Here is a 22,746-nt window from a genome sequence, read left to right on the forward strand (position 1 = left end):
TTTGTTCTAGGAGGTTATGAGCGTTTGAGAAGCGTGTTTGAGCGTGGGGGTTGGGAGGATTGATCATTTGGAAGAAGTTATGAGCGCTTATAGGAAGGTATGAGCATTCAGGAAATTCTTTGAGCGAAAGGCGAAGGCTTTGATTGCTTGGTGAGCGGTTTTGAGCGGCGTGAGATCAATGATCACCTAAAAAGAGAGTATGAGCGAGGATATAAGATCCATGAGCATTGGAAGAGGATTATGAGCGCTTGGAGGAAGGTATGAGCATTCAGGAAATTCTTTGAGCGAAAGTTGAAGGCTTTGATCGCTTGAAGATCGCTTTTGAGCAGCAGTTTGAGACGGATGACTATTTTTCACTTCATTACAACGCCGGGGACTCTCACAAACTATGAGAGTCCCCGTCACCGGTTTTCTTATACACTCGTTAGGACTTCTTTGTTAAACCGCTCAACCGCTTTGGCGGAATCCACTGGATGGCCAAGCTCATTCAATGTGTCGCCAATCAATTCAATCGCTTTTTTCAGCATCTCTTCTGTTGTGTTGCCCATATGGCCGATGCGGAACGCTTTGCCTGCTAAATGGGCGAGAGCACCTGCGACGATGATGCCTTTTTTCGCGAGAGCGGCACGGAATGCGCTGTCATCTACTCCGTCCGGATAGAGAATGCAGCTCAGTGTGGAAGCAGCGGCTTCCTCTTCCGCCAGCGCCTTCATGCCATATTCGGTGAGCGCGGCACGTACCGCTTTTCCGAAGGCGGTATGGCGGACATAGCGGTTTGATAAACCTTCCGCTAAAACAAGTTTCATGCCTTCTTCATAGGCGTAAATCAAGTTAACTGGCGGTGTCGCGAAATATTTCCCCGGATCTTGCATAATGGGCTGCCAATTGTTGATATCGCAATAGTAAGCAGGAATCCGCCCAAGTTGTTTCCTGGCAGCGAGCGCTGCTTGGTTGAAAGCGACGATGGCTAATCCCGGCGGTACGCCGATTGCTTTTTGTGATCCTGTCAAGACAACATCGATTTTGTAATCAGGGTGCCCATATGTTTTGCTCATATTTTCTTCCATCGCAGCCGTTGCACAGACGCCATCCAAAATGACAAGGGCGCCATGTTTTTTTACAACTGGCACGAGTGCATCGAGATCCGCAGCAACGCCTGTCGATGTATCCGCATGTGTAATCGTTACAGCTTTGTATTGCCCAGTAGCTAGTTTTTTCTCCACTGCTGCGGGTGCAACTTGTTTCCCCCATTCCGATTGCAGCACGTCCACTTCAATGCCAAAAGCTTCCCCTAATTGAATGAATCGATCCCCAAAATACCCTTGGCTGACAACTAAAACCTTCTCTCCTGCCGCAACCGTATTGACGAGCGCCATCTCCATTGCAGTCGTTCCGGAACCCGCCACGACAAATACTTCCCCATCCGTCTGAAACAGTTGACGTGTTTGCTCGATCGCATGTTTAAAAATCGCGACAAACCTTGGATCGGTATGTCCTCTCGTTTCGCTCGCCATGGCATCATAGATGGCATCGATGACGGGTGTTGGCCCAGGTACAAGCAGCATTTCTTCATTACGCATCTGTTTTCCCCCTAACATTTCTCTACATATTTCCATCCCACTCTTACTACTTCTCTATAATTGAAGAAAAACCTGTTATTTCAAAATAACATATAAAAAAATGAAAACGGCTTTACTCCTAATTGGAATAGAGCCGTTTCCATGTCACTCTTCATTGGAACCAATACAACGTTCGCATTCATAAAGCGGTGAGTCCACTTTTTCAATGATTTCACAACCGCACTCACGACAGATCTTTTTCGGCATTTCTTTTTGATTGTTCATTTTCATAGGGATCTCCTCCATTTTTAATTTAATTTTTCATAGCCGGGTAATGTTAAGAATTCCATAAATTCGTCTTGCAATGTCAATGAAGAAAACAGTTCTGCCGCCTCTTCAAATCTTCCTTGACGGTAATTGGTTTCACCAATCGACTGTCGAATCGTATCCAACTCTTCTTGCATCACCACCAAAAACAAACCTTCAGTAATCTTGCGTCCATCTTCCAAAATCCCTTGCGGATGGCGAATCCATTGCCATACTTGAGTTCTTGAGATTTCCGCCGTTGCGGCGTCTTCCATCAGATGATTGATCGGGGCCGCGCCATTCCCTCGCAACCAGGAAGCGATATATTGAACACCGACACTGCAATTCATGCGCAAACCGGCCTCCGTAATGCTCCCAATTGGCACTTCGAGCAAGTTTTCCGCAGTGACGTGAATGTCTTGCCGTTTTCGGTCGATCTGATTGGGAGTCGGCATCGCTTTGTCGAACTGTTCCATCGCCACTGCGACAAGTCCCGGATGTGCAACCCATGTTCCATCATGCCCATCTGTCGCTTCACGCCGCTTATCTTCACGTACTTTCCCAAAAGCCTCTTCGTTCGCTTCTGGATGGTCCTTAATCGGAATTTGTGCGGCCATCCCGCCGATTGCCGGAGCATTCCGCTTATGGCATGTTTGCACACAAAGCAATGTGTACGCACGCATGAATGGCGATGTCATCGTCACTTGGCTCCGATCCGGGAAAATGACATCAGGCTGATTGCGCAATCGCTTCAAATAACTGAACATATAATCCCAGCGACCACAATTCAATCCTGCTGAATGATCGCGAAGCTCATATAAAATTTCGTCCATCTCGAATGCCGCTACAATCGTTTCGATAAGTACAGTTGCGCGAATTGTACCGTTCGGAATGCCGAGTTGTTGCTGCGCAAAGACGAAGACATCATTCCACAGACGTGCTTCCAAATGGCTTTCCAACTTCGGCAAATAGAAGTAAGGGCCCGTTCCTCTTGCCAATAACTCCTTCGCATTATGGAAAAAATATAAGCCGAAATCGAATAGGCCCCCGGAAATAGGTTCTCCGTCAATAACGACATGTTTTTCCGGTAAATGCAAGCCGCGTGGACGCACCATTAAAACAGCTGTTTCTTCATTCAACGTATAGGTTTTGCCGTTCGATTGCTGTGTGAACGAAATCGTTTTCCGAACAGCATCCTTCATATTCAACTGCCCCTCCATCATATTGTCCCATGTAGGAGAAGTGGCATCTTCAAAACAGGCCATAAATGTTTTTGCACCGGAATTCAGCGCATTAATGACCATTTTCCGATTGACAGGTCCTGTAATTTCAACCCGTCGATCTTGCAGGTCCCGGGGGAGTGGCGCAATCGTCCAATCCCCTTCCCGGATGTGTTTCGTTTCAGGTAAAAAATCAAGTTTCTTTCCATTGTCAAGGTCAAGCTGCCGTTGTTGGCGCTTTATCAGTAATTCTTTTCGTCGTTCATCGAATTTGGCATGAAGAGCCCGGAGAAATTCAAGTGCTTCAGGCGTCAGTATTGCTGTACTTTCAATCGTCTTTTCTCCACGAACTTCTATCTTTTGAGAGGTCGATGGTTGCATCGTCAAAGGTTTCACCCTTTCTAGTTATTAAGGAAATCAATTACGCCTTGGCGTAATTGCGTCCGGATTTCGAATTGCGCTTGCGCAATTGACTCCTTTCAAAATCCGTGACATCCGCCGGAGGCTAAACTTGAATCAGCAGAGAGTTTGGACTCCCTCTAATTAAAATGCATTCTGGCATTCATCTCGCCACTTATGGAAGTGGGGGACTTCCGCTAAATCAAGTCAAACAAATTGTGCGGTTTCTGTTGAACCTTGCATCGCCGTAGTGGAAGATTGACCACCTGAAATGACTTGTGACACTTCATCGAAGTAACCTGTACCGACTTCACGTTGATGGCGTGTTGCTGTATATCCTTTCTCTTCAGAAGCAAATTCAGCTTGCTGCAGTTTCGAATAAGCCGCCATGCCGTTATCTTTATAGTCATGTGCAAGATTGAACATGCTGTGGTTCAGAGAATGGAAGCCTGCAAGTGTGACGAACTGGAATTTATAGCCCATTTTACCGAGCTCCACTTGGTATTTCGCGATCGTTTCCTGATCGAGATTCGCTTCCCAGTTGAAAGAAGGTGAGCAGTTATAGGCGAGCTTCTTGCCTGGGAATTTCGCATGGATCGCGTCGGCAAATTGTTTAGCCTCTTCAAGTGATGGGTGGGATGTTTCGCACCACACAAGGTCTGCATACGGTGCATACGCCAATCCTCTTGCAATCGCTTGGTCGATTCCCGCTTTCGTACGGAAAAATCCTTCCGGCGTGCGCTCCCCTGTCAGGAATTTTTTATCAGCCGGATCGATATCGCTTGTGACCATGTCAGCCGCATCCGCATCTGTGCGAGCAATGAGGACAGTCGGTACGCCCAGTACATCCGCCGCAAGTCGTGCCGCAACCAAGTTCCGGATGGCATTTTGTGTCGGCAGTAATACTTTACCGCCCAAATGTCCACATTTCTTTTCCGATGCCAGTTGGTCTTCCAAGTGAACGCCCGCAGCCCCTGCCTCGATCATGCCTTTCATCAATTCGAAAACATTGAGCGGTCCGCCGAAACCAGCCTCTGCATCTGCGACAATCGGAGCGAACCAGTCAAAACCGTCATCGCGCCCCTCGGCATGATCGATCTGATCTGCACGTTGCAGAGCCTGATTGATGCGCTTGACAACTGACGGAACACTGTTTGCTGGATACAGGCTTTGGTCAGGATACATTTGCCCCGAAAGATTCGCGTCCGCCGCCACTTGCCAACCGCTCAAATAGATGGCTTGAAGGCCCGCTTTCACTTGCTGGACTGCCTGATTTCCTGTCAAAGCACCAAGCGCATTGATGAAATCTTCTTCCTGAAGGGATTTCCACAGTCGAGCTGCCCCTTTAGTTGCCAACGTCTGTTCAATAAGGATGGATCCGCGCAGCTTCACAACATCTTCTGCGGAATAAGGGCGTTCAATCCCTTTCCAACGGCTATCCTCCGCCCAGCTTTTCTCCAATTGTGCAATCTGTTCTTGTCTCGTCATCATCTAGTCACACCTTCCCATTTAATAAACTTTCAACTGCTAATCTAAAACACTACTTTTTTACTGTTTCATAACAGATGAAGTTGTTATACAGTAATATATAACACATTTTAAATAATGTCTGTACATTCTGACAAAAAGGTATTTTTTTAAGACGAACGGAAAATAGGACGGATGAGTCGGGTCTTGGAAATCAAATACAAAGGGGAAATGACAATGACAAAAGAGAAGTTGAGGATGTCAAATGAAGAATTACAGCAATATACAACATTATTGGAAGATTGGATTCCAGACGATGCTACTATTGCCATTGGCGTTGGCGATCACTACATCTGTTCTATTGAAGGGTCTTCTAATATCCAAATCAAGGAAGGCCAGCCCATCGAACCTGGAAGCATTGCGGAAGAAGTCATTCGCAACAGGCGCAAAATAAAAGCCCTTGTCAATCAGTCACCATGTGGCATCCCCTACTACGGCATCGGCTATCCAATCCAAATACACGACGAACCCGGTGCGCTCATTGTCATCCTGTCCCCCAACTATCAACAGCGCCCTGAACCCTTCCGCTATTTAACAGGAAAACAACAAGAAGATTGGAGCCCGATTCCAATCGAACAGATTTCCCATATTGAAAGTTTGCAAAAGAAAACTTGGTTTTACGCCAACGATGAAGGATACTGTACCAATTTCACTTTAAAAGACTTGCATATACGACTGCCCCAATCTTTTTTGAGGATCCATCGCTCTTATATTGTTAACATCGCTTATATTCAACGCATTTCCAGGGACTTATCTTCGAATCTTATCCTTACATTGAAAGACGAAACAGAACTACCCGTCAGCCAAACATATGCAACAGAACTTAGAGCAGTGCTTGGATTTTAGGTGGAGATTGGAAGGATTGAGTGATTGTGATTGAGGATTGATCACGCGTAAAGAAGTATGAGCGAAACGAAGGTGGTTTGAGCGAAAGCGAGCGTGGATTGATCACACATAAAGAAGTATGAGCGAAAGCGAAGGTGGTTCGATCACTCATTAGGGTATTTGAGCGTAGGCGATGTAAGTTTGATCACTCTTGAAGGGGTATGAGCGCCTTCAGTAGGAGTTTGATCATTTATAGGATGGATTTGATCATTCATATTAATTTTCAAGAAAACAAGCCGCAGGATAAGGTATCCGAGCGGCTTGTTTTGTTTTGCTTCTAGTTTATAACCTCTTCGATTCAACTCTATTCAGCGAAAGTTCCCTCATTATCCTCCCTAGCACTTTCTATTCAAATTTTAATTTATTAATAAGACTGAATAGTCCACCTATTCTAACTCTATATAAAGAGACTCCGTTCCTCTTCTCCACTTATCTTCTAGACCCTAGATAAAACCTGTACTGACACGTTTTTCACCTCACTCTATCTTATACTCCTTATCAATATAGTATAAAAGGACTTTAGAACTATTTGGTTTTTTAAAATTCACGTTACCATTTCGGCCATATTCGAGTCATTTTTTCAACTAAAAACCTTGTATAATAAAAGTAGAATGATAGACTAATTACTCACTCCATTCCATTAAAACTCCAGACTAAAGTCACATAGAATTCCGAAAATTATTAAGGAGGAAATCCAAATGAAAAAGATCATTTCGCTGTCCCTCTCCTTCGCCCTTTCCACGTCGATATTTGTCGGTAGCCCCAGCTCTGCGAATGCAGCAAGTTTCTCGGCGCAACCAGCTGTAGCAGCAATCCCTGCCAAAACTAGTCAATACGAAAACTCCTATCAGATGATTCGTTCCACACTTCTTGAAAATGGAGCGGTTGGTCGATTCGATCCTTCCGAAATGTCCCCGAAAGAAGTGGGTGCACTCATTCAACAAGTTGTGCAAGAAAATCCTGAAATTCTCTATTATAAATCTGCTAACGTATGGTCTGATGGAAAAATCGAATATGTGTATTATCTACCAGCTGAAACAATAAAAAAAAATCGGATTGCCCTTAATGCAAAGGTGGACAAAGTACTAGCTAGCATCGATAAACCAGGCCTTTCCGATTTTGATAAAGTAAAAGCAGTCCATGACTATCTCGTATTGAACACTACCTATGATTACACAAACCAACAAAATAAAACCATTCCTGCCGATTCCTATACTGCACACGGTGCCCTGCTAGGCGGAGTGGCAGTGTGTGACGGCTATACAAAAGCTGCACAGCTTCTTCTCAACCGTCTCGGTATCGAAAATCAATATGTGGTAGGACATATTAAAGACGGATTGCATTCTTGGAACCAAGTGAAATTGAACGGCAAGTATTATTTCATGGACATTACATGGGATGATCCCGTTCCGAACAAACCGGGCGTTGTCGGGTATGACTATTTCCTCGTCACTTCCGATCAATTACGCAAAGACCATACTTGGGATGAAAAGAACTGGGCAGTTGCAGTGGACAAGCAATATAGTTACTTCCAAGACTTCAAAAACATGGTCCAAGTCGGAAATGACTACTTCTACAGCAGTAAATCAGATAATCAAAAACTATATAAAATGGCAAGCAACGGAAAAAATAAACAAAAAGTAAATGATGTTAGAGCACCATACTTCGCAGTTGTCGGCAACGATATTTATTTTAGCAACTATTCAAATGGAGGCTATTTATATAAAATGAAAACAGATGGTACGAAGTTAGAAAAGTTGAACTCCGTGCACTCTGTAGATATTGCAGTCGATGGAAACATACTTCGCTTTACAGATAGCACTTCAAAGAAACCTATGTCGTTAGCACTCAACAATAAGGCAGCAGCTAAATAAGCATAACAAAAGCGCAGGGCGCCTGCCTAGACGATAAAAAAACGTGTACACGAGCCTAGATGGCATCGTGTACACGTTTTTTAGTTTAAGCATTTCACTTTACATCTGGGTTTTATTTCTTTTTCTTCTGCCAAGTAGTAGCCATCCACCAAGGGTGATGAGTGCGAGTCCGCCAATCAGTGTGGCGATCGGCATTTCTTCACCTGTTCTCGGTAATGTTGGGCTCACTTTAGTAGCTTGCGGTCTTGGCTGCTCTTTCACAGTGATACTAGTTGATTCCGGTTTAGACGGCTTTTCAACCGTTACACTCGGTGCCTCTGGTTGTGGTTGTTCTTCAACAATAATTGGTGCCTCCGGCTGTGGCATTTCTTCAACCGGCACGTTTGGTGATTCCGGTAGCGGTGTTTCCTCGACTTCTTCATTCGGTGATTCTGGTTGTGGCGTTTCTTCAACTTCTTCGTTTGGCGTTTCCGGTGAAGGTGTCGGTGTTACCGGCGTTGGTGTCGGCCCGCCGCCACTACCACCTCCACCGCCTCCGCCGCCCCCGCCGCCCCCGCCACCAGTAGTTTCCGGTGTGTTAGCAACTGTTCCTAAATCGAGGACTGCAGTCATTCCTGCGGTAATCGCAAAGTCAATACGTGGCGGTGTATCTCCAAGTTCATAGCCTTCCGGTGCGGCTGTTTCAACGATGTAGTAGCTACCCATTGGCAAGTCACTTGCAGAGATGTAGCCATCCGGTTGACCTACTCCACCTGTTATGAGCCCACCTAGAACGAGCGCATCCCCCTCGCCATCTACCACACGATAGATTGCAAAAGTTGCTCCGTTCAACGCTTCGCCTGTGTCGCTGTTCACTTTATACAACGTAACAGAGCCAGTTGTGTCAGAAATAGTTGTATTCGCTACTTCGACCTGCACATTGGCAGTTTGCGTGGAACTAATGGTAAATGGACGTGGTGTGCCATCAAGCACATAGCCTTCCGGCGCAGCCGTTTCAACAAAGTAATAACCACCCGTCTCTAAGCCACTCACTGTCAAGTTACCATCCGCGTTCGTCGTCAATCCTGTCTGAATGGCCTCATCTTCTCCGTCTTGATAGAGTGAGAACACTGCGCCACTTAATCCTTCATCTGTCTCACTATCTTTTTTGAACAATGTCACCGATCCGGTAAACTTCGTATTCGTCACTTCCACCGATGCCAATTGAGACGCCACAATGTCAAAACTATGTTGCGTCGTCGCATCCAGCACATAACCAGTCGGTGCAGTCGTTTCTACGAAGTAATAGTCGCCAGGGGCCAAATTATTCACAGTCAAATTACCATCTGCATCCGTCGTTAACCCCGTTTGAATCGGATTCGTTTCGCCTACGCGATACAGCGAGAACACCGCCTCGCCCAATCCTACACTCGATGCCGCATCCGTTTTAACCAACGTCACCGAACCTGTTCCCGGTTCTGGATCTGGTCCTGGTCCTGGTCCTGGTGGTGTAGAAATAGGTGTGTTTGGTACAAAAATAGTTTCCACGTCAATTCCTACATCTTCCTGATCCCCCTCCGCCGCAATCATAATTGCAAGTGGAGCATAAGGAATCGTAAATCCATACTTGGTAGTATTATCTAACTGATACCCGGCTATTGTTGCCGTTTCGATGAAGTAATAGTCTCCGTAAGGCAGGTCTTCAACAACTAGATGACCAGCCTCCGAGCCGGTGCCCGAAGTCACCAGACCCGCTTCAACTAACGCAGCCGGTTCATCCCCCTCTACCTTATAAAGTGAGAAAGTTACACCGTTTAACGGTGTCCCTATAGAGCCCGCTCTATGTTTGTAAAGCGTGATGGAGCCGGTCGGTTCTGGTTCGTTCGGCACTAGAATTCGATCTGGCGTTACATAAATCTGATTGCCATCTAATCCCACCTCAAAAGAGTACCTTGTTTCATTATCGAGAGCATAACCCATCGGTGCAGCCGTTTCTTCGAAGTAGTATTCACCTGATTCCAAACCGCTGACCTCGAGTATCCCGCCTGCTCCTGTTCTAAATTCCTCAGATTCTCTAATTCTTGTGTAGTCGGCATCGACGGCATTCTTTTTGTAGAGAGCAAAAACGGCACCAGGTAATGTTTCTTGTTCATTGCCTTCTTCGTATTTGACTATGGTTACTGTGCCCGTTGGTTTAATGATTGGTGCATTATACGCTTGAATTGTTATTGGTTCTTTCAAATTTTTAATTTTAAATGGATACTCTTTTGTATCGCCTATTTCATAACCTTCAGGTGCCTCAGTTTCCACGAATCTATAATCGACTTCCGGTAGTAGCCGCAGACTTAGAGGTATATTGATTTGACCATTTTCATCTGTTTCTAAATTGCTATAGCCTCGAACATCTTGCCAACCAACAAACGGAAACCGTTGTTGTAATTTAAACTTCGCACCTTGCAAAGTCTCATTTGTACCTTCTTTTTTCTTAATAAGTGTTACAGCAGCTTCTCTAGTATTTTCAACTGTTCTCCAAATAACCTCAGAGTCAATTTCGATTTCTACTCCGTTTGCATATTCTTCACTTATCTCATAACCGTCTGGTGCTTTTATTTCTTTCAGTATATAGGTACCATATTCTAAGTTGTCAAATATTGCCGCTATACCTGTGGAGAACCCTTGCCATTTCGTTGCTTGCGTGGCAATTGGAGTGTCGAGGTTCTCTTCATGGTACAGTTCGAATTTCGCACCATATAAATGGAGCCAAGAAAATTGCGAATCCACTTTGGTGATGATGAGTTTTCCTTTTGGATCTTCCGTTTTTTTATAGTTTGTTATAGTTTCCGTGTGCTCATTTGTGCCCGGCTCACCGTTAAAAACGAACTTGCCATCCTCAATGTTAAACGTTCGGCTGTTTGTAACCTCATAGTCGTCATCGGTGGTGTCTTCTGTAAGTGTATAAACTCCATCTTCCAAATCCGTAAATATCTTACTTCCCATATTAGTGATAGTAAAAGTTATTGGTTCGAAGCCTTCAGGCCCTGTTAGGGTGAATTCAGCTTCTAATTCACCATCTTCTGATTCCTCAAAGTACTTTTGGATTGTTAGTTCTGATTTTGGTATTTCCGTTTTTTTCTCGTTCCAAACCGTGATCTTATGTTTCTTATCACCATTAATTTTGCCTTCCGAGGTGACTATAAAAGTCCGCGGATTCATAAGTGCATAGTTTTGTTCATCCGTGGAGCTTATCTCGGTAAGCGTGTATTCTCCTGGCTTAAGATCACTAAATTTACCATTTTTCTCATTTGTTATTGTTTTCGTTTCGGAATAATTGTTAGGACCTGTTAGGGTGAATGTACCTTTTAATGAATTGCTATTTGAATCTCTAAATTTCTTTGTAACTTCTAGTTCTGCTTTTTGGATTTTCTCGTTCCATATTGTGGTTTTATGTTTCTTATCACCATTAATCTTTCCGTCAGAGGTAACTGTAAAAGCCCACGGTTCTATAAGTGCATAGTTTTGTTCATCCGTAGAGCTTATCTCAGTAAGTGTGTATTCTCCCGGCTTCAGATTACTAAATTTACCATTTTTCTCATTTGTTATTGTTTTTGTTTCGGAATAATTGTTAGGACCTGTTAGGGTGAATGTACCTTTTAATGAATTGCTATTTGAATCTCTAAATTTCTTTGTAACTTCTAGTTCTGCTTTTTGGATTTTCTCGTTCCATATTGTGGTTTTATGTTTCTTATCGCCATTAATCTTCCCGTCAGAGGTAACTGTAAATGTCCACGGCTCCATAAGTGCATAGTTTTGTTCATCCGTGGAGCTTATCTCGGTAAGCGTGTATTCACCCGGCTTCAGATTACTAAATTTCTCATTATGTCCATTTTTTATTGTTTTCGTTTCGAAATAATTGTTAGGACCTGTTAGGGTGAATGTGCCTTTTAACGTATTACTATTTGAATCTCTAAATTTCTTTGTAACTTCTAGTTCTGCTTTTACGATATTACTATCACAATCCATACCCGTAGGTGCATTGACGAATGTGTAATGTTTATCCTTGTTGTCTTGGAAAACAATCCCGTCTTCACCATTCTTCTGCTTTTTGAAACTTACGAGGTCTGTTCCATCCTCAAGTACCCTACAAAGTTTGTAGTCGCCGTCCGCTTCTGTTAAGTAAGTGTTACCATTATGTGCAAATTCAAGTGTTACTTTTCCATCGCTATCAGTTACACCCGTCCTTGACCATTTATTATTATCGCGTGTTGTAGTAAACCTGATACCTGAAATCGGTTCACCAGTCGGATCAACTTTTGTAATATAAATATGTCTACAATCACTCTTACCCGGACCTGCTTCTGGATCTTCACAGTCCGCAGATTGAGGGTCAGCTGTTAGGGTGTTCACAGACGGAGGATCCGTTGGTACTGGATCTGTTGGTGCTGGATCCGTTGGTGCTGGATCTGTTGGTGCTGGATCTGTTGGTGCTGGATCTGTTGGTGCTGGATCCGTTGGTGCTGGATCCGTTGGTGCTGGATCCGTTGGTGCTGGATCCGTTGGTGCTGGATCCGTTGGTGCTGGATCCGTTGGTGCTGGATCCGTTGGTGCTGGATCCGTTGGTGCTGGATCCGTTGGCGCTGGATCCGTTGGTGCTGGATCCGTTTCTACCGTTGCCGGATCCCCGCCTCCTTCATCCGCATAGGCAATATTCCCCGATCCCATCGGTCCCAAAATAATCTGCCCGATCAACAAAATCATCAAGGCGATCAAATTTAGCTTTTTCGACATGTTCTTCCTCCTCACTTGAAGTACAGTTGTTGTCACTTTTTCAGTTCGGCTTGCACGATTAATCGATCTGGCGGATTGGATTTTCCAATCGGTGTGCAAGTGACGAGTGTGAGGAGTGGAGTATCGGTGTCATTTAGGACTGAAACGTCTGTTTTGGGGACAACGAACTTTCGGGTAATTTCATATTGAAAAACGCCGTCCCGTGTGGTTACTTCAATCACGTCATTGGGTGCCAATTCATCCAACCGGTTGAATTGCTTGCCTTTGGCAAGTGCCCGATGTCCTGCCAGCCCGACGTTATCAATACCAAATTGTTTTTTCGGTTCAATGACTCCAGCTCCTTTACTAAGATTCACTGCACCTGCACCGTCAAACACGATCATTTCAAGTTCAATCCTGTCAATCCGCAGAATCGCTCTTGCCCCTTCAAGTGCTTCCTGTTTTTTGTCTTGCGTACTGTTGGTGACAATCGATTTTTTCAATCGATCTACATCTTTTGCATGGATTCTACTTTCTGCGTCTGTTGATAATTGCTGCAAGTACTCTGTTTTTCCTAACTCTTCAAAGCTATCGATGAGTAGTTGCTGTTCGCGATCATAGACCCATTTCTTTTCGATTTGAGGGTAAAAAACAAGAGCTACTCCCATTAGCAAGACGATTGAACCAACGATTCTACGCAACTGGTTATCACCTTCTTCCAAATCATATTTCTGGAGACTACAATTATTCAATGAATGATAACAATTTAACGCTGAACATATTCTGAACATTCTGTTTTATATAAAAAAAGCACTTGCGAATCCTCCCATAACAAAAGGATTCGCAAGTGCTTTTTAGCTCATTACTTACTAATATGCTTTGTATAAATGTCAATAATCGCTTTCGGGACATCAATGCCTAATTCTTCAATCCACCTCTTTTTAAATTCATGAAAAAGGATGATCATCTTTTCCATTTTTCTTACTTCCCCGTAATGCTCGATGAATAAACAAATGTAGCTCTCATTATAAGGATCCATCTGAATCATTTGATCCAAACAAATTTCAAGTAAAAGGGATTGTTCCCTATTATTTTTCTCCTTGTGTACATAGGCCTCCAAATACTGAAGGTAGGACTGTTTTATCCTTTGTTGTGCATGCAGTGCCCAAGGGTAACTTTCTTCTTCCAAGTAATCGCCTTGATACAGTTGAATTGCTTTTTCAATCGCTGAACTCGTCACCTTTTTTTCATCTAATACATTCTCCAGTTCCTTCAAATCGCTTTGTACAGAAATGTTCAACTTATACTTTTCATTGTTCATGGAAATCGGGTTATCCATGCCGAGTGCTTTAAGTCCCTTGCGCAACTGATACACAGTTGTATGCAATAATGTAGTCGCCTTCTCATTCGGCAAATCTGCCCATAGTTCTTCTATAATACGTGTGCGGTGAATGGCAGCTTCCCGATGGTGCCATAAGTAAACAAATAGTTCTTTCACTTTTTTTGTTCGCCATTTCACGACGTTTTTCCCGCTCCAAGCGAGTTGAAAATTCCCCATCACACGGGCTACTAATTGGACTTCTTCAGCCTTGAAGGATTGTCTGTTTTGTTTAGAAAGGTCCAGCCTTTTCTGTATTTTATCAATGGTTTTCTGTAGCCGATCTATTTTTACAGGTTTCAATAAATAATCAACCGCACTCACTTCAAATGCTTTCAACGCATATTCGGAATAAGCTGTCACAAATACGACCTCTACATGTGGAAATCGCATGACGATTTCTTCCGCAATTTGGAGACCATGACTCTCTCCCATCTCCATATCCAGAAACACGACATCCACTTCCTCGTTTTCCATCCCCTTGAAAGCAGTTTTTGCATCTGTATATGATCCAACAACTTCAATCTGATGGATCTTTCTAAGCACAATTTCAAGAAAATCAATCGCAAGCCGTTCATCATCGACTAGTATCGCTTTCATTTTGCGTAACCTCCGGCAAGATAATGGTGATTTTTGTGCCCTGCCCTTCCTGACTTTCCAGTTTGAATTGCGCATTTTTCAACAGCTTCAACTTATTGAATGCATTCACAAAACCGATACCATCCCCGCTTAGTAGTGTCTCTTTTTGTTCTGCTTTTATCCCGACACCATCATCTTGGATTACGATAATCATTCCTTCATCGCCCTTGCGAATGGAAATAGATAATGTGCCGCCTCCTCTTTTTTTAGAAATACCATGTTGAATCGCGTTTTCAACAAGCGGTTGAATGGTCATTGCCGGAAGTTCTGTTTGAATACGCTCATCAATATCGTAGTGGACTGTAAGTCTATCGCCATATCTCATTTGCTCGATGGCTACATAGGCTGCTACCAGTTCCATTTCTTGTTTTAATGAAATCATTGAATTGTTTTTATAAAAATCCAATTTCCCTCTAAAATAGGTTGCTAAATGCTGCAATGCCTCTCGGGTTTTTTCTGCATCTATGTAGGTCATTGCAATAATTGTATTCAGCGTGTTATATAAAAAATGCGGCGCAATTTGTGCATAAAAATAGCTTAGTTCATTGTGGACAGCTGTTTGCGCCGCTTGCTTCATCGAGCATAACGATTCAACTTTAGCCTTGAGTTCCTCGGCATAGATAGGCTTTCGCAAAAAGTCATTGGCCCCCACTGTCATTGCCGTAACAGCATCCACTGATCGAGTACCCGCAGTCAAAAGCAAAATGGGCAGCTCAACTAAACTATACTCCTGCCGTAGGAGTTTGCAGACCTCATATCCCGACATCTTTGGCATAACTAAATCGATAATCAGCAAATCCACATGATTTTTCTTCATCATTTCGAATGCTTGTTGCCCATTATCTACCGCTATGACTGTAAATTGTAATTGGCTTAACAAGTCTACAAGCAGTTGAATTGTTGTATGGTCATCGTCTACGATGCCAATTGTCATCTTGCGTTGACCTGCGACTCGTTGCGGAAGTTCTAACTTGACGATGTCCCTATCATGTTCAGTCCTTATTTCGAGTTCCATTTCATCGTTTCTTTCAGATTCATACAGTACCGCGAGTGGTAGCGTAAAAGTAAAACAGGATCCTTTTCCAAACTCCGATTGTACCCAAATCGCGCCACCGGATAATTCAATTAACTGCTTGGCAATCGCCAGTCCAATACCCATCCCCTCGGTGTTCTGTTCATTATTTATTTGAAAAAAAGATGTAAATATCAACTCCTGATACGCTTTCTCGATACCGATTCCCGTGTCTTCAATGAAAATCTGCATCTGATCCTCTCTCACTTTCGCAGTCACAATGATAGTCCCTTGCCTTGTATATTTAATGGCGTTATCCATCAGATTGAATACGATTTGTTTCAAACTTTGTGGATCTACATACACGGGCGGTAACTCGTGAGCAATCTCGTTTCGAATTGCAACAGGAGAGAATGGGGGTAATAGAAAACTCATCTCCTCTAGCATTTCATCCACAACCGTCAGCCGAACAGAAGTCGGCTGGCTAGATGTATCCACTTGTTGTATCGTTGTGGCGCTCAATAAATCTTCCGCAATGACTGATAAGCGCTTGCCAGCCTGTTGAATGCGCGTGACCGTTTCCTGCTGATTTAACCGTAAGGGGCCTTCCGTTCCTTCCATTAGTGATTGAGATAGATTTAACACCGTTTGTAATGGTACTTGTAGTCTATGGGAAGTTCGCTTTAAGAATTCATCCTTTAAATGGTCATACAGAAGCAAATCATTTGATAATTGTTCAACTTGCAAGTGGCTCGACTGAAAGCGGCGTCCCATCAGCAATGACAAGCCCATGGTCATAATGATAAATAGCAAAACATGCACATAGCCAATTTCCATAGCGACTAAGAAATGCAATCCTATTAGTATTCGGTGGCAAATAAAGGTCGTCACAATGACAAGCAAATACTCAGACCAAGCGGTTTTATCCCAAAATGCTTTTAGTAAGACGTGAACAATATAAACATTACACATCCCCAACATGAGGATAACGATGATTCGATAATTTTCCATTGGAAAATGATTCGTCATAAATTCAAACACATTTGGAATTCCGAAGAGCAAAATGTGCAATACTAACAGGCCGATTAAACGTATGACTATTTTCCGATTGGCGTACTTTTGAAAAAAACTATCGACGTACAATAAAAAGAACACGACGGATAAATGGATAAGTGCTATCTGCATTGATTTGATCGATATGCTATTGAAATTTTGGAAGCTTAGTAAAAATAATTGTTCATTTAATGTGGCAAAATATAAGGCTTGGATGAAGAAATAAATACTGAAGTAGAGTTGGTAATACTCATTTCTTATTTGCAAGAATGAACCCAAATAATACAGAGCCAATACGATATATCCAGCAAAAAGAATGGCATCCAATATATTATTTTTTTCACCTAATACTATCGATCCGTTAAGATTCTGAAGTCCATTGTTTAAATAGATGCTCAATAAAGTAACTGCGATAATTAATAGGGATAGAATACTAGCGACGCTTCTTCTCACAATTCACCTCACTCGTACGACATTTTTACTAATTTGAATATTCAGCCTATTATTCATTCTATTTTAACTGATTCCATAGGATAAAAGCACTTATTTTGCATCTATTTTAGGTATCAAAACAATTTATTTTCAAAAAACTTTTTTAGAATAATCCTTTTTGACTATTTTGAGAATATAAAAAATCCGTAAAAGTAACATGACTTTTACGGATTCCTCTATGTTTTCCATCTATTGGCAACTTTTGCAATTGTTCTTATATAATGTTAGGCAGTTGGAGGCACTACTGATTACTTAACAGCATCCACAAACTGTTTTGTACCTGCCATCGATGCGTCGTATAATTGTTGCGAAAGTTTTTTCGTATTGTCAATTGTTTCTGGCCAATTTTCTTTCATATCATTGAACGCATCCAAAAACAGAGTATCTTGTTTGTGGATATCCCCGATCGGGAATGCATATGCCTCCAATTCGGCCAATTTCATGAAGTCATTCACTTTATGATGATAGGAAATGGCCATGATCGGTGTTTCAGTGCATGTCGCCAAGATTAAGGAATGGAGCCTTGTACCAATGATGATGTCCTGTTGTGCCGTTACATCTAAGATCCTGTCAGGCAACAAGTTATCGTCGATAATGGATATCTTCTCCTTGTGCGTCATCTTTTGCTGAATATCTTTTGTGACGTCCGCGTCTTGCGGATATTTCGTAGCGAAAAAAGTCAATTCGACATCATGTCGTGCCGCCAAATTATCCAAGTTTTTCGCCATGCCTTCCACATAATCATTGTAGATAGCGGGATTTCCTTCTGGCCAGTAACCCGCGTTGTAGTAAGGGACAGCTGTAATGCCAATTTTCGTTGGGGCAGCGGATTTATCTGCGCCCTCCTGCCGTAATGAAAACGCCGGATCACCGATGATCTGCACGTCCTCTTTAACACCGATCTCCCGCAACAGCTCCGCCGATTCTGGGTCACGCACCGACACACTTTCCGCATGTTTACACATATAGCGGATGAACCATTTGCCCAAGCCCGATAACAACGGACCTGCACCGCATCCATAAATGACATACGGCGTATTCGAATTTTTCGCCATCATCGCATAAGAACCATATAGCGGCGCTTCTCTTTTATAAAGGTCCATTAAGATACCGCCCCCGCCTATGATGAGAAGATCAAACGTTTTGACGATCTCCTTATTGAGGCGATACGTTTTGAAAAATGTTTTCACTGCGTTGCCATTTTTATAATAAAGCGGAAAACTGCTAACGCCGTAGCGCTTAGCCGTCTGTTCAGGATTATTGCTGAAGACGGTCAGTTGCTCACTGCCTATATTGAACGTCGACGTCACCTGCTTGATAATACTAAGCAGAATCGCTTCGTCTCCGTTATTATCATTTCCATAATTGCCGACAATACCGATTTTCATTTGAATACTTCCTTTATTCCGTGATGGTTTTAGTATAGCATAGCCGCCTACACTCTTGAAAATGGAACCCATTACCCAACCTCAAAAAAGTGCCAGTTGCTGATACATATTGAATCAGTAACTGGCACCGGATTTCTTTTACTTATTGATACTGCGGTATAGGAATGCGCTGAATTGTGCGCGATTCACGGGTTTATTCGGCTCGAAATTGCCTTTTTCATTGCCCGTTGTAATGCCGCTGTTCGCTAAAATATGCACTTGCTTATACGCCCAGTGGCTTGCTGGAACATCTTTGAATTTCTTCGCTGATTCGCCTTCCAACTTATAAGCTTTCACGAGAATCGCCGCCATTTGTGCTCTTGTCAACTGTCCGGTCGGGTCGAAATTACCGTCTCCGGTACCGCCTACGATATTGGCATTAGCGATGGCATTGATTTCATTGAAATAACGATGTGAAACAGGAACGTCTTTAAAAACCTGTGTGCCCGGTTTTGTCGTATCCAAATCGAATACCCGGCTTAAAATGACAGCCGCATGTTCGCGGGATAATGTATTACCTGGATTGAACTTCCCATCCAAATCCCCTTTAATGTAACCGCGCTGCTTCAGGAAATTGATTTCCGTGAAGTACGCATAATCCGCAGGTATGTCTTTGAATGCAGGAGCTCCGTCCGTCACATCGATCGGAATGCTCGCCGTTTTCGTACCGAGTTTCACCGTCACTTGCCCTTTGCCAACTTTGTTCGCCGCTTTGAAGCTTCCGGATTGGGTGATCGTTCCAATATCGCCTGAGACGCTCCATTCCAGTTGTTCAGGTGCATAAATCAGGTTCTTCCCTTGTGCATCTGTCGCTGTCGCTTTGAATGAAACCGAAGCACCCGGCGTCACTTTGGACGTCGAAGGTGAAATCGTCAACTTCGTCGGTGCATCGACGACTGTGACAGGGAAAGATTGTTTCGCATTGCCATATTGTACGGTAACTCGGTCCTCCCCGGCTTTTACTGCACTATAGGATAGCCCCGATCCTGAAACTGTCCCCTTCTCCGATACAACTTGGATCTGGTTATTGTCCACTTTCAACGGATTATAATAAGCATCAAGCACGTGATTGACCGTCATAGAAACCTTCGATCCAACGAGCAACGTACCGATTTGATTGCGTGAAACGCTAATATGGGCCGGATCACTCACCGGTCCAGTACTGATCGCTTCGATAATGGCTGATACACGACGCTCAGCGGAGTTAGTCGTCCGATTTGCCAATACAACTGTGTTACTACCGTGGTTACGTACACCCATCGCAGTGGAACCGCCACCGTCAAAGTTGATGGCCCGGTCGTATCCTTGCGCTGCTAAGTAATTGGCAAACTGTGTCAATGTCATACCGTTACTGTAACCAGAACGGTTGTCCACTGTCACAAGATGCACTTGTTTTTTGTCCTTACTGATGGCGACAGCTGTGCGTGCAGTACGTGTACTCGCCCGCCAGTTGGATGTGTCCATCGTGATATTCGGTTTGCCGTCTTTCAAAAGCATCGGACCGCTAGCGAGCATGAACTGGGAATTCATCCATTTATCGTCGATAGATAATGAAAGTGAGACATCTTCCCCGACTTGCATGTTTTTAAAGCGTTCAAGCCCTTTTGCCCCGTGAACGGACAATACAAAACCGGTTTTCGGAATTTCCACTTTTTCTTTTGATCCATAGTCACGCACTTTGACCACTTTGCCGGACAATTTTTGTCCGTACTGTGTAGCTGTAATCGGTTGACCCGTGTCGATGACAATTTCAATTCCATATTGATTGGAATTGGTATATTGGCTACTATATTGCGGTGTAAAAATGATCGTTTCATCATTTTGACGTTCGCGGTTTAGACCTGTGATTTGATAATTGAATCCTTTATAGCCCAAATGGATGCCCAAGTTGAAATGATCAATTTCGGCAAGACCATCTTTTGTGACACCAAAAGCGATCGGCTGGCTCACGTAATAGCTGGATGAGTTGGAAATGACACCGCCGTTGATAATATTATTTCCTTGTGAAATCAAATACATTGGATAACCACTATTCATGTCGAAAAAGGAGGCATTGATTGCCCCGACGACCCGGTTGCCAACCTTAGAATCCCGATTGGCCAAAGACGTCGTCGTTTGCGTTTTGTTAATCGGCGATGGAAGACCAATATCCAATTTCGTATGTGAATCTCCTAAATTGACAGCTAAATGATTTATGTAATTTGTTCCGGAATGCGTATATTGAGAATATGTAACCCCCGAAGACACCGGATAACTTTTCACTGAACTCTGATTGGCGGAAGCACTTGCCGGGACAGTCCATAACAATGTGGCAGCCACTGCTGTCATGGCAATCTGTTTCCCGATACGTTTCATTGAAGCTACTTTACTATCCATTAAGTGAAACTCTCCTTTCCTATGAATATACAGCTTACCAAACAATTCGACAGATTGCCATAATCCAGAAGATGTAAAATAGAAAAGCTTGTAGATTTGTGAACATTAATTCTTACTGGTGATCATTGCTCATAGCACGCGATCATATATTCCTACAAGTGATCATTACTCATAGCACGCGATCATTAAGCCATTCATATGATCATATTTCACACCTCACGCTCAATAATGAACCTCGAGCTCCCCCTACAAAAAAGCCGCGCAAAGTGTTTAATTTTACACTTTGCGCGGCTTTGTTAAAGTTATCGTTCTTTTATGTTTATTTTTACATACTGGTTGGTATGCGAGGCAAATGTTCCGAGAATCAGGAAGTAGAACATCGTATACATTTTCAATTCCCATATATTATAGTAAAAACCGGAAAAGCCGGTTGCGAACCATAGTGCGATCATGAATTTTCCAAACACGGTTTTCCGCTCTTTCCAGAACATCGCAAGCATCCCTAACAAGAAGGCCGCAAACAATACGACGCCGACTGCACCTGTTTCCGCAATCACTTGGATGTATTGATTATCGGAGTAGAAATACTTGCCACCGTAAATATCCGAACGGATGCCGTAATGGTTGTAAATAGGCGATCCGTAAGACAATGTCGCAGAGCCTCCGAATGATCCGAAGCCTGTCCCCGTGATCGGGTTATCCTTAAAGACTTCAAAGCCTTTATTGATATAGAAGAATCGACCGCTTTCGGACATGAGCGCCAAGTTGTTTTCATCGAACGTCTCACCAAACCTTCCCCCGATACTTCCTGGTCCATCAGATACAGGTTCAGTGAGACCCAGTGATTGAAAATACTGCACAGCAAAATTCACAGGGAAATAAATGATGATAATTGACGTAATTCCAGCGAGCACCAAACGCTTGAGCACTTGCCAATTTTTCGTCAGCAAAATGAAAATCAAACCGAAAATGAACGCTGAAATCCATGTTCCTCTTGAGTAAGTTAAGATGAACACCCCAAGGAATAGCACGAGATTGATATTCAAGAACAACCTATGCTTCTCTTTCCCATACACCGATTTCAAGAAAAAGATCGCGATGATTGCAAAAAACAGTAAGAGCGCCAAGGAATTCGGATTCCCTGGAAGCCCATAAATGCGGACAGCATTCGTAGCGGATAATGTCTTGTATTTCCAGACATCCGGCAACAACAACTGTCTCATGGACAATTTCTCAATCAAACCGTGGATAGAGACGATGAAGCCTGTCCACACCGTCACCCATGCAAATCGACGGTACCAACCTTCCGGCAACAACATTCTGGAGACGATATAGTAAAGCAAATACATGATGATAAACGTCCGTATTTGGAAAATAACCGCAGCCGGGAGAACATTTTGCGTCAAGCCCATCACTGCACCGAATACAAGGAAAGCAAAGAATGCCCATTCAAACCATTTAAACGAAAACAACGACTTCCAATTCCGCCCACTGGAAAGAACAAGTTTCCCAAACGCAATTACCGTAATGAGATCCCCGATTAACTTCAAACCTGAGTTCACTTCAATGAACAATGGACGGATACTGACATACACCAAAAGAAACAGCAAACTTTGTTGCGGCCTAAAAAAGGCAAACAGGACAAAAAACAACGACGTAGAGACTAGCGCAATGGATGGAGGTAGGAATAAAGCGACTACGACCACTGCGAGCGCTACTAACAGTGAAACTGTATCTTTATCGCTTACATACTTTTTTAAAGTTGACATTCACACAATTACCCTTTCTATGAAGAATCGCTTAACAATTACAATGACCAATGATATAGAAGTCCTCCGTCATTATAGCATCTTATG

General features: G+C 43.3%; 13 protein-coding genes. 2 read left to right on the forward strand and 11 right to left on the reverse strand.

From position 1 onward, the window contains the following. Nucleotides 1–413 precede the first annotated feature (413 nt). The 4 genes from ACFPRA_RS08085 to aceA all read right to left on the reverse strand — a co-directional run bounded on the left by ACFPRA_RS08085 (nucleotide 414) and on the right by aceA (nucleotide 4,975). Nucleotides 414–1,580: a pyridoxal-phosphate-dependent aminotransferase family protein gene (locus tag ACFPRA_RS08085; protein WP_381432476.1), complete on the reverse strand. Its 1,167-nt coding sequence runs from the start codon at nucleotides 1,578–1,580 to the stop codon at nucleotides 414–416. A 144-nt stretch (nucleotides 1,581–1,724) separates the two neighbouring features. After that, nucleotides 1,725–1,850 carry a YhfH family protein gene (locus tag ACFPRA_RS08090; protein WP_239391524.1) on the reverse strand — a complete coding sequence of 42 codons (126 nt, stop codon included), beginning with the start codon at nucleotides 1,848–1,850 and terminating at the stop codon, nucleotides 1,725–1,727. 17 nt (nucleotides 1,851–1,867) lie between these two features. Beyond that, complete coding sequence (aceB, locus tag ACFPRA_RS08095) at nucleotides 1,868–3,466, reverse strand: malate synthase A (protein WP_381434814.1); 1,599 nt, start codon at nucleotides 3,464–3,466, stop codon at nucleotides 1,868–1,870. Nucleotides 3,467–3,691: 225 nt separating this feature from the next. Next, nucleotides 3,692–4,975, reverse strand: coding sequence for an isocitrate lyase (aceA, locus tag ACFPRA_RS08100; protein WP_381432479.1), 1,284 nt, complete (start codon nucleotides 4,973–4,975; stop codon nucleotides 3,692–3,694). Between the two features lie 213 nt (nucleotides 4,976–5,188). Here aceA and ACFPRA_RS08105 point away from each other — a divergent pair, with 213 nt between their 5' ends. Together ACFPRA_RS08105 and ACFPRA_RS08110 are read left to right on the forward strand one after the other, a co-directional pair. Further along, nucleotides 5,189–5,857, forward strand: a complete 669-nt coding sequence (locus tag ACFPRA_RS08105; protein WP_381432481.1) for a LytTR family DNA-binding domain-containing protein — start codon at nucleotides 5,189–5,191, stop codon at nucleotides 5,855–5,857. Nucleotides 5,858–6,594: 737 nt separating this feature from the next. Beyond that, nucleotides 6,595–7,770 (forward strand): DUF5050 domain-containing protein, encoded by a 1,176-nt coding sequence (locus ACFPRA_RS08110; protein WP_381432483.1) that lies wholly within the window; start codon nucleotides 6,595–6,597, stop codon nucleotides 7,768–7,770. A gap of 99 nt (nucleotides 7,771–7,869) precedes the next feature. Here the strand turns inward: ACFPRA_RS08110 and ACFPRA_RS08115 are convergent, their stop codons facing one another. From ACFPRA_RS08115 to ACFPRA_RS08145, 7 genes are all read right to left on the reverse strand, one after another. Further along, nucleotides 7,870–12,534 carry a SpaA isopeptide-forming pilin-related protein gene (locus ACFPRA_RS08115; protein ID WP_381432486.1) on the reverse strand — a complete coding sequence of 1,555 codons (4,665 nt, stop codon included), beginning with the start codon at nucleotides 12,532–12,534 and terminating at the stop codon, nucleotides 7,870–7,872. A gap of 32 nt (nucleotides 12,535–12,566) precedes the next feature. Then, complete coding sequence (locus ACFPRA_RS08120) at nucleotides 12,567–13,214, reverse strand: class D sortase (RefSeq protein ID WP_381432488.1); 648 nt, start codon at nucleotides 13,212–13,214, stop codon at nucleotides 12,567–12,569. Between the two features lie 161 nt (nucleotides 13,215–13,375). After that, a complete protein-coding gene (locus ACFPRA_RS08125) occupies nucleotides 13,376–14,491 on the reverse strand; it encodes a response regulator (RefSeq protein WP_381432490.1) in 1,116 nt (371 codons plus the stop codon). Then, nucleotides 14,469–17,048 (reverse strand): hybrid sensor histidine kinase/response regulator, encoded by a 2,580-nt coding sequence (locus ACFPRA_RS08130; protein WP_381432492.1) that lies wholly within the window; start codon nucleotides 17,046–17,048, stop codon nucleotides 14,469–14,471. The genes ACFPRA_RS08125 and ACFPRA_RS08130 overlap by 23 nt, the downstream gene beginning before the upstream one ends. A 287-nt stretch (nucleotides 17,049–17,335) precedes the next feature. Further along, nucleotides 17,336–18,475: a polysaccharide pyruvyl transferase family protein gene (locus ACFPRA_RS08135; protein WP_381432494.1), complete on the reverse strand. Its 1,140-nt coding sequence runs from the start codon at nucleotides 18,473–18,475 to the stop codon at nucleotides 17,336–17,338. A gap of 138 nt (nucleotides 18,476–18,613) precedes the next feature. Continuing rightward, nucleotides 18,614–20,890 (reverse strand): S-layer homology domain-containing protein, encoded by a 2,277-nt coding sequence (locus ACFPRA_RS08140; protein ID WP_381432496.1) that lies wholly within the window; start codon nucleotides 20,888–20,890, stop codon nucleotides 18,614–18,616. Nucleotides 20,891–21,192: 302 nt separating this feature from the next. Next, on the reverse strand, nucleotides 21,193–22,659 hold the full coding sequence (locus ACFPRA_RS08145; protein ID WP_381432498.1) for an O-antigen ligase family protein: 1,467 nt from the start codon (nucleotides 22,657–22,659) through the stop codon (nucleotides 21,193–21,195). Between the last annotated feature and the right edge of the window lie 87 nt (nucleotides 22,660–22,746).

The organism is Sporosarcina soli (assembly GCF_042655805.1).
Lineage (GTDB): Bacteria > Bacillota > Bacilli > Bacillales_A > Planococcaceae > Sporosarcina > Sporosarcina soli.

Bases quoted from the DNA above. Each gene is read 5' to 3' on its own strand.
- ACFPRA_RS08145 (WP_381432498.1), bottom strand. From the start codon at position 22,659: ATGTCAACTTTAAAAAAGTATGTAAGCGATAAAGATACAGTTTCACTG.
- ACFPRA_RS08110 (WP_381432483.1), top strand. From the start codon at position 6,595: ATGAAAAAGATCATTTCGCTGTCCCTCTCCTTCGCCCTTTCCACGTCG.
- ACFPRA_RS08090 (WP_239391524.1), bottom strand. From the start codon at position 1,850: ATGAAAATGAACAATCAAAAAGAAATGCCGAAAAAGATCTGTCGTGAG.
- aceB (WP_381434814.1), bottom strand. From the start codon at position 3,466: ATGCAACCATCGACCTCTCAAAAGATAGAAGTTCGTGGAGAAAAGACG.
- ACFPRA_RS08125 (WP_381432490.1), bottom strand. From the start codon at position 14,491: ATGAAAGCGATACTAGTCGATGATGAACGGCTTGCGATTGATTTTCTT.
- aceA (WP_381432479.1), bottom strand. From the start codon at position 4,975: ATGATGACGAGACAAGAACAGATTGCACAATTGGAGAAAAGCTGGGCG.
- ACFPRA_RS08135 (WP_381432494.1), bottom strand. From the start codon at position 18,475: ATGAAAATCGGTATTGTCGGCAATTATGGAAATGATAATAACGGAGAC.
- ACFPRA_RS08140 (WP_381432496.1), bottom strand. From the start codon at position 20,890: ATGGATAGTAAAGTAGCTTCAATGAAACGTATCGGGAAACAGATTGCC.
- ACFPRA_RS08085 (WP_381432476.1), bottom strand. From the start codon at position 1,580: ATGCGTAATGAAGAAATGCTGCTTGTACCTGGGCCAACACCCGTCATC.
- ACFPRA_RS08105 (WP_381432481.1), top strand. From the start codon at position 5,189: ATGACAAAAGAGAAGTTGAGGATGTCAAATGAAGAATTACAGCAATAT.
- ACFPRA_RS08115 (WP_381432486.1), bottom strand. From the start codon at position 12,534: ATGTCGAAAAAGCTAAATTTGATCGCCTTGATGATTTTGTTGATCGGG.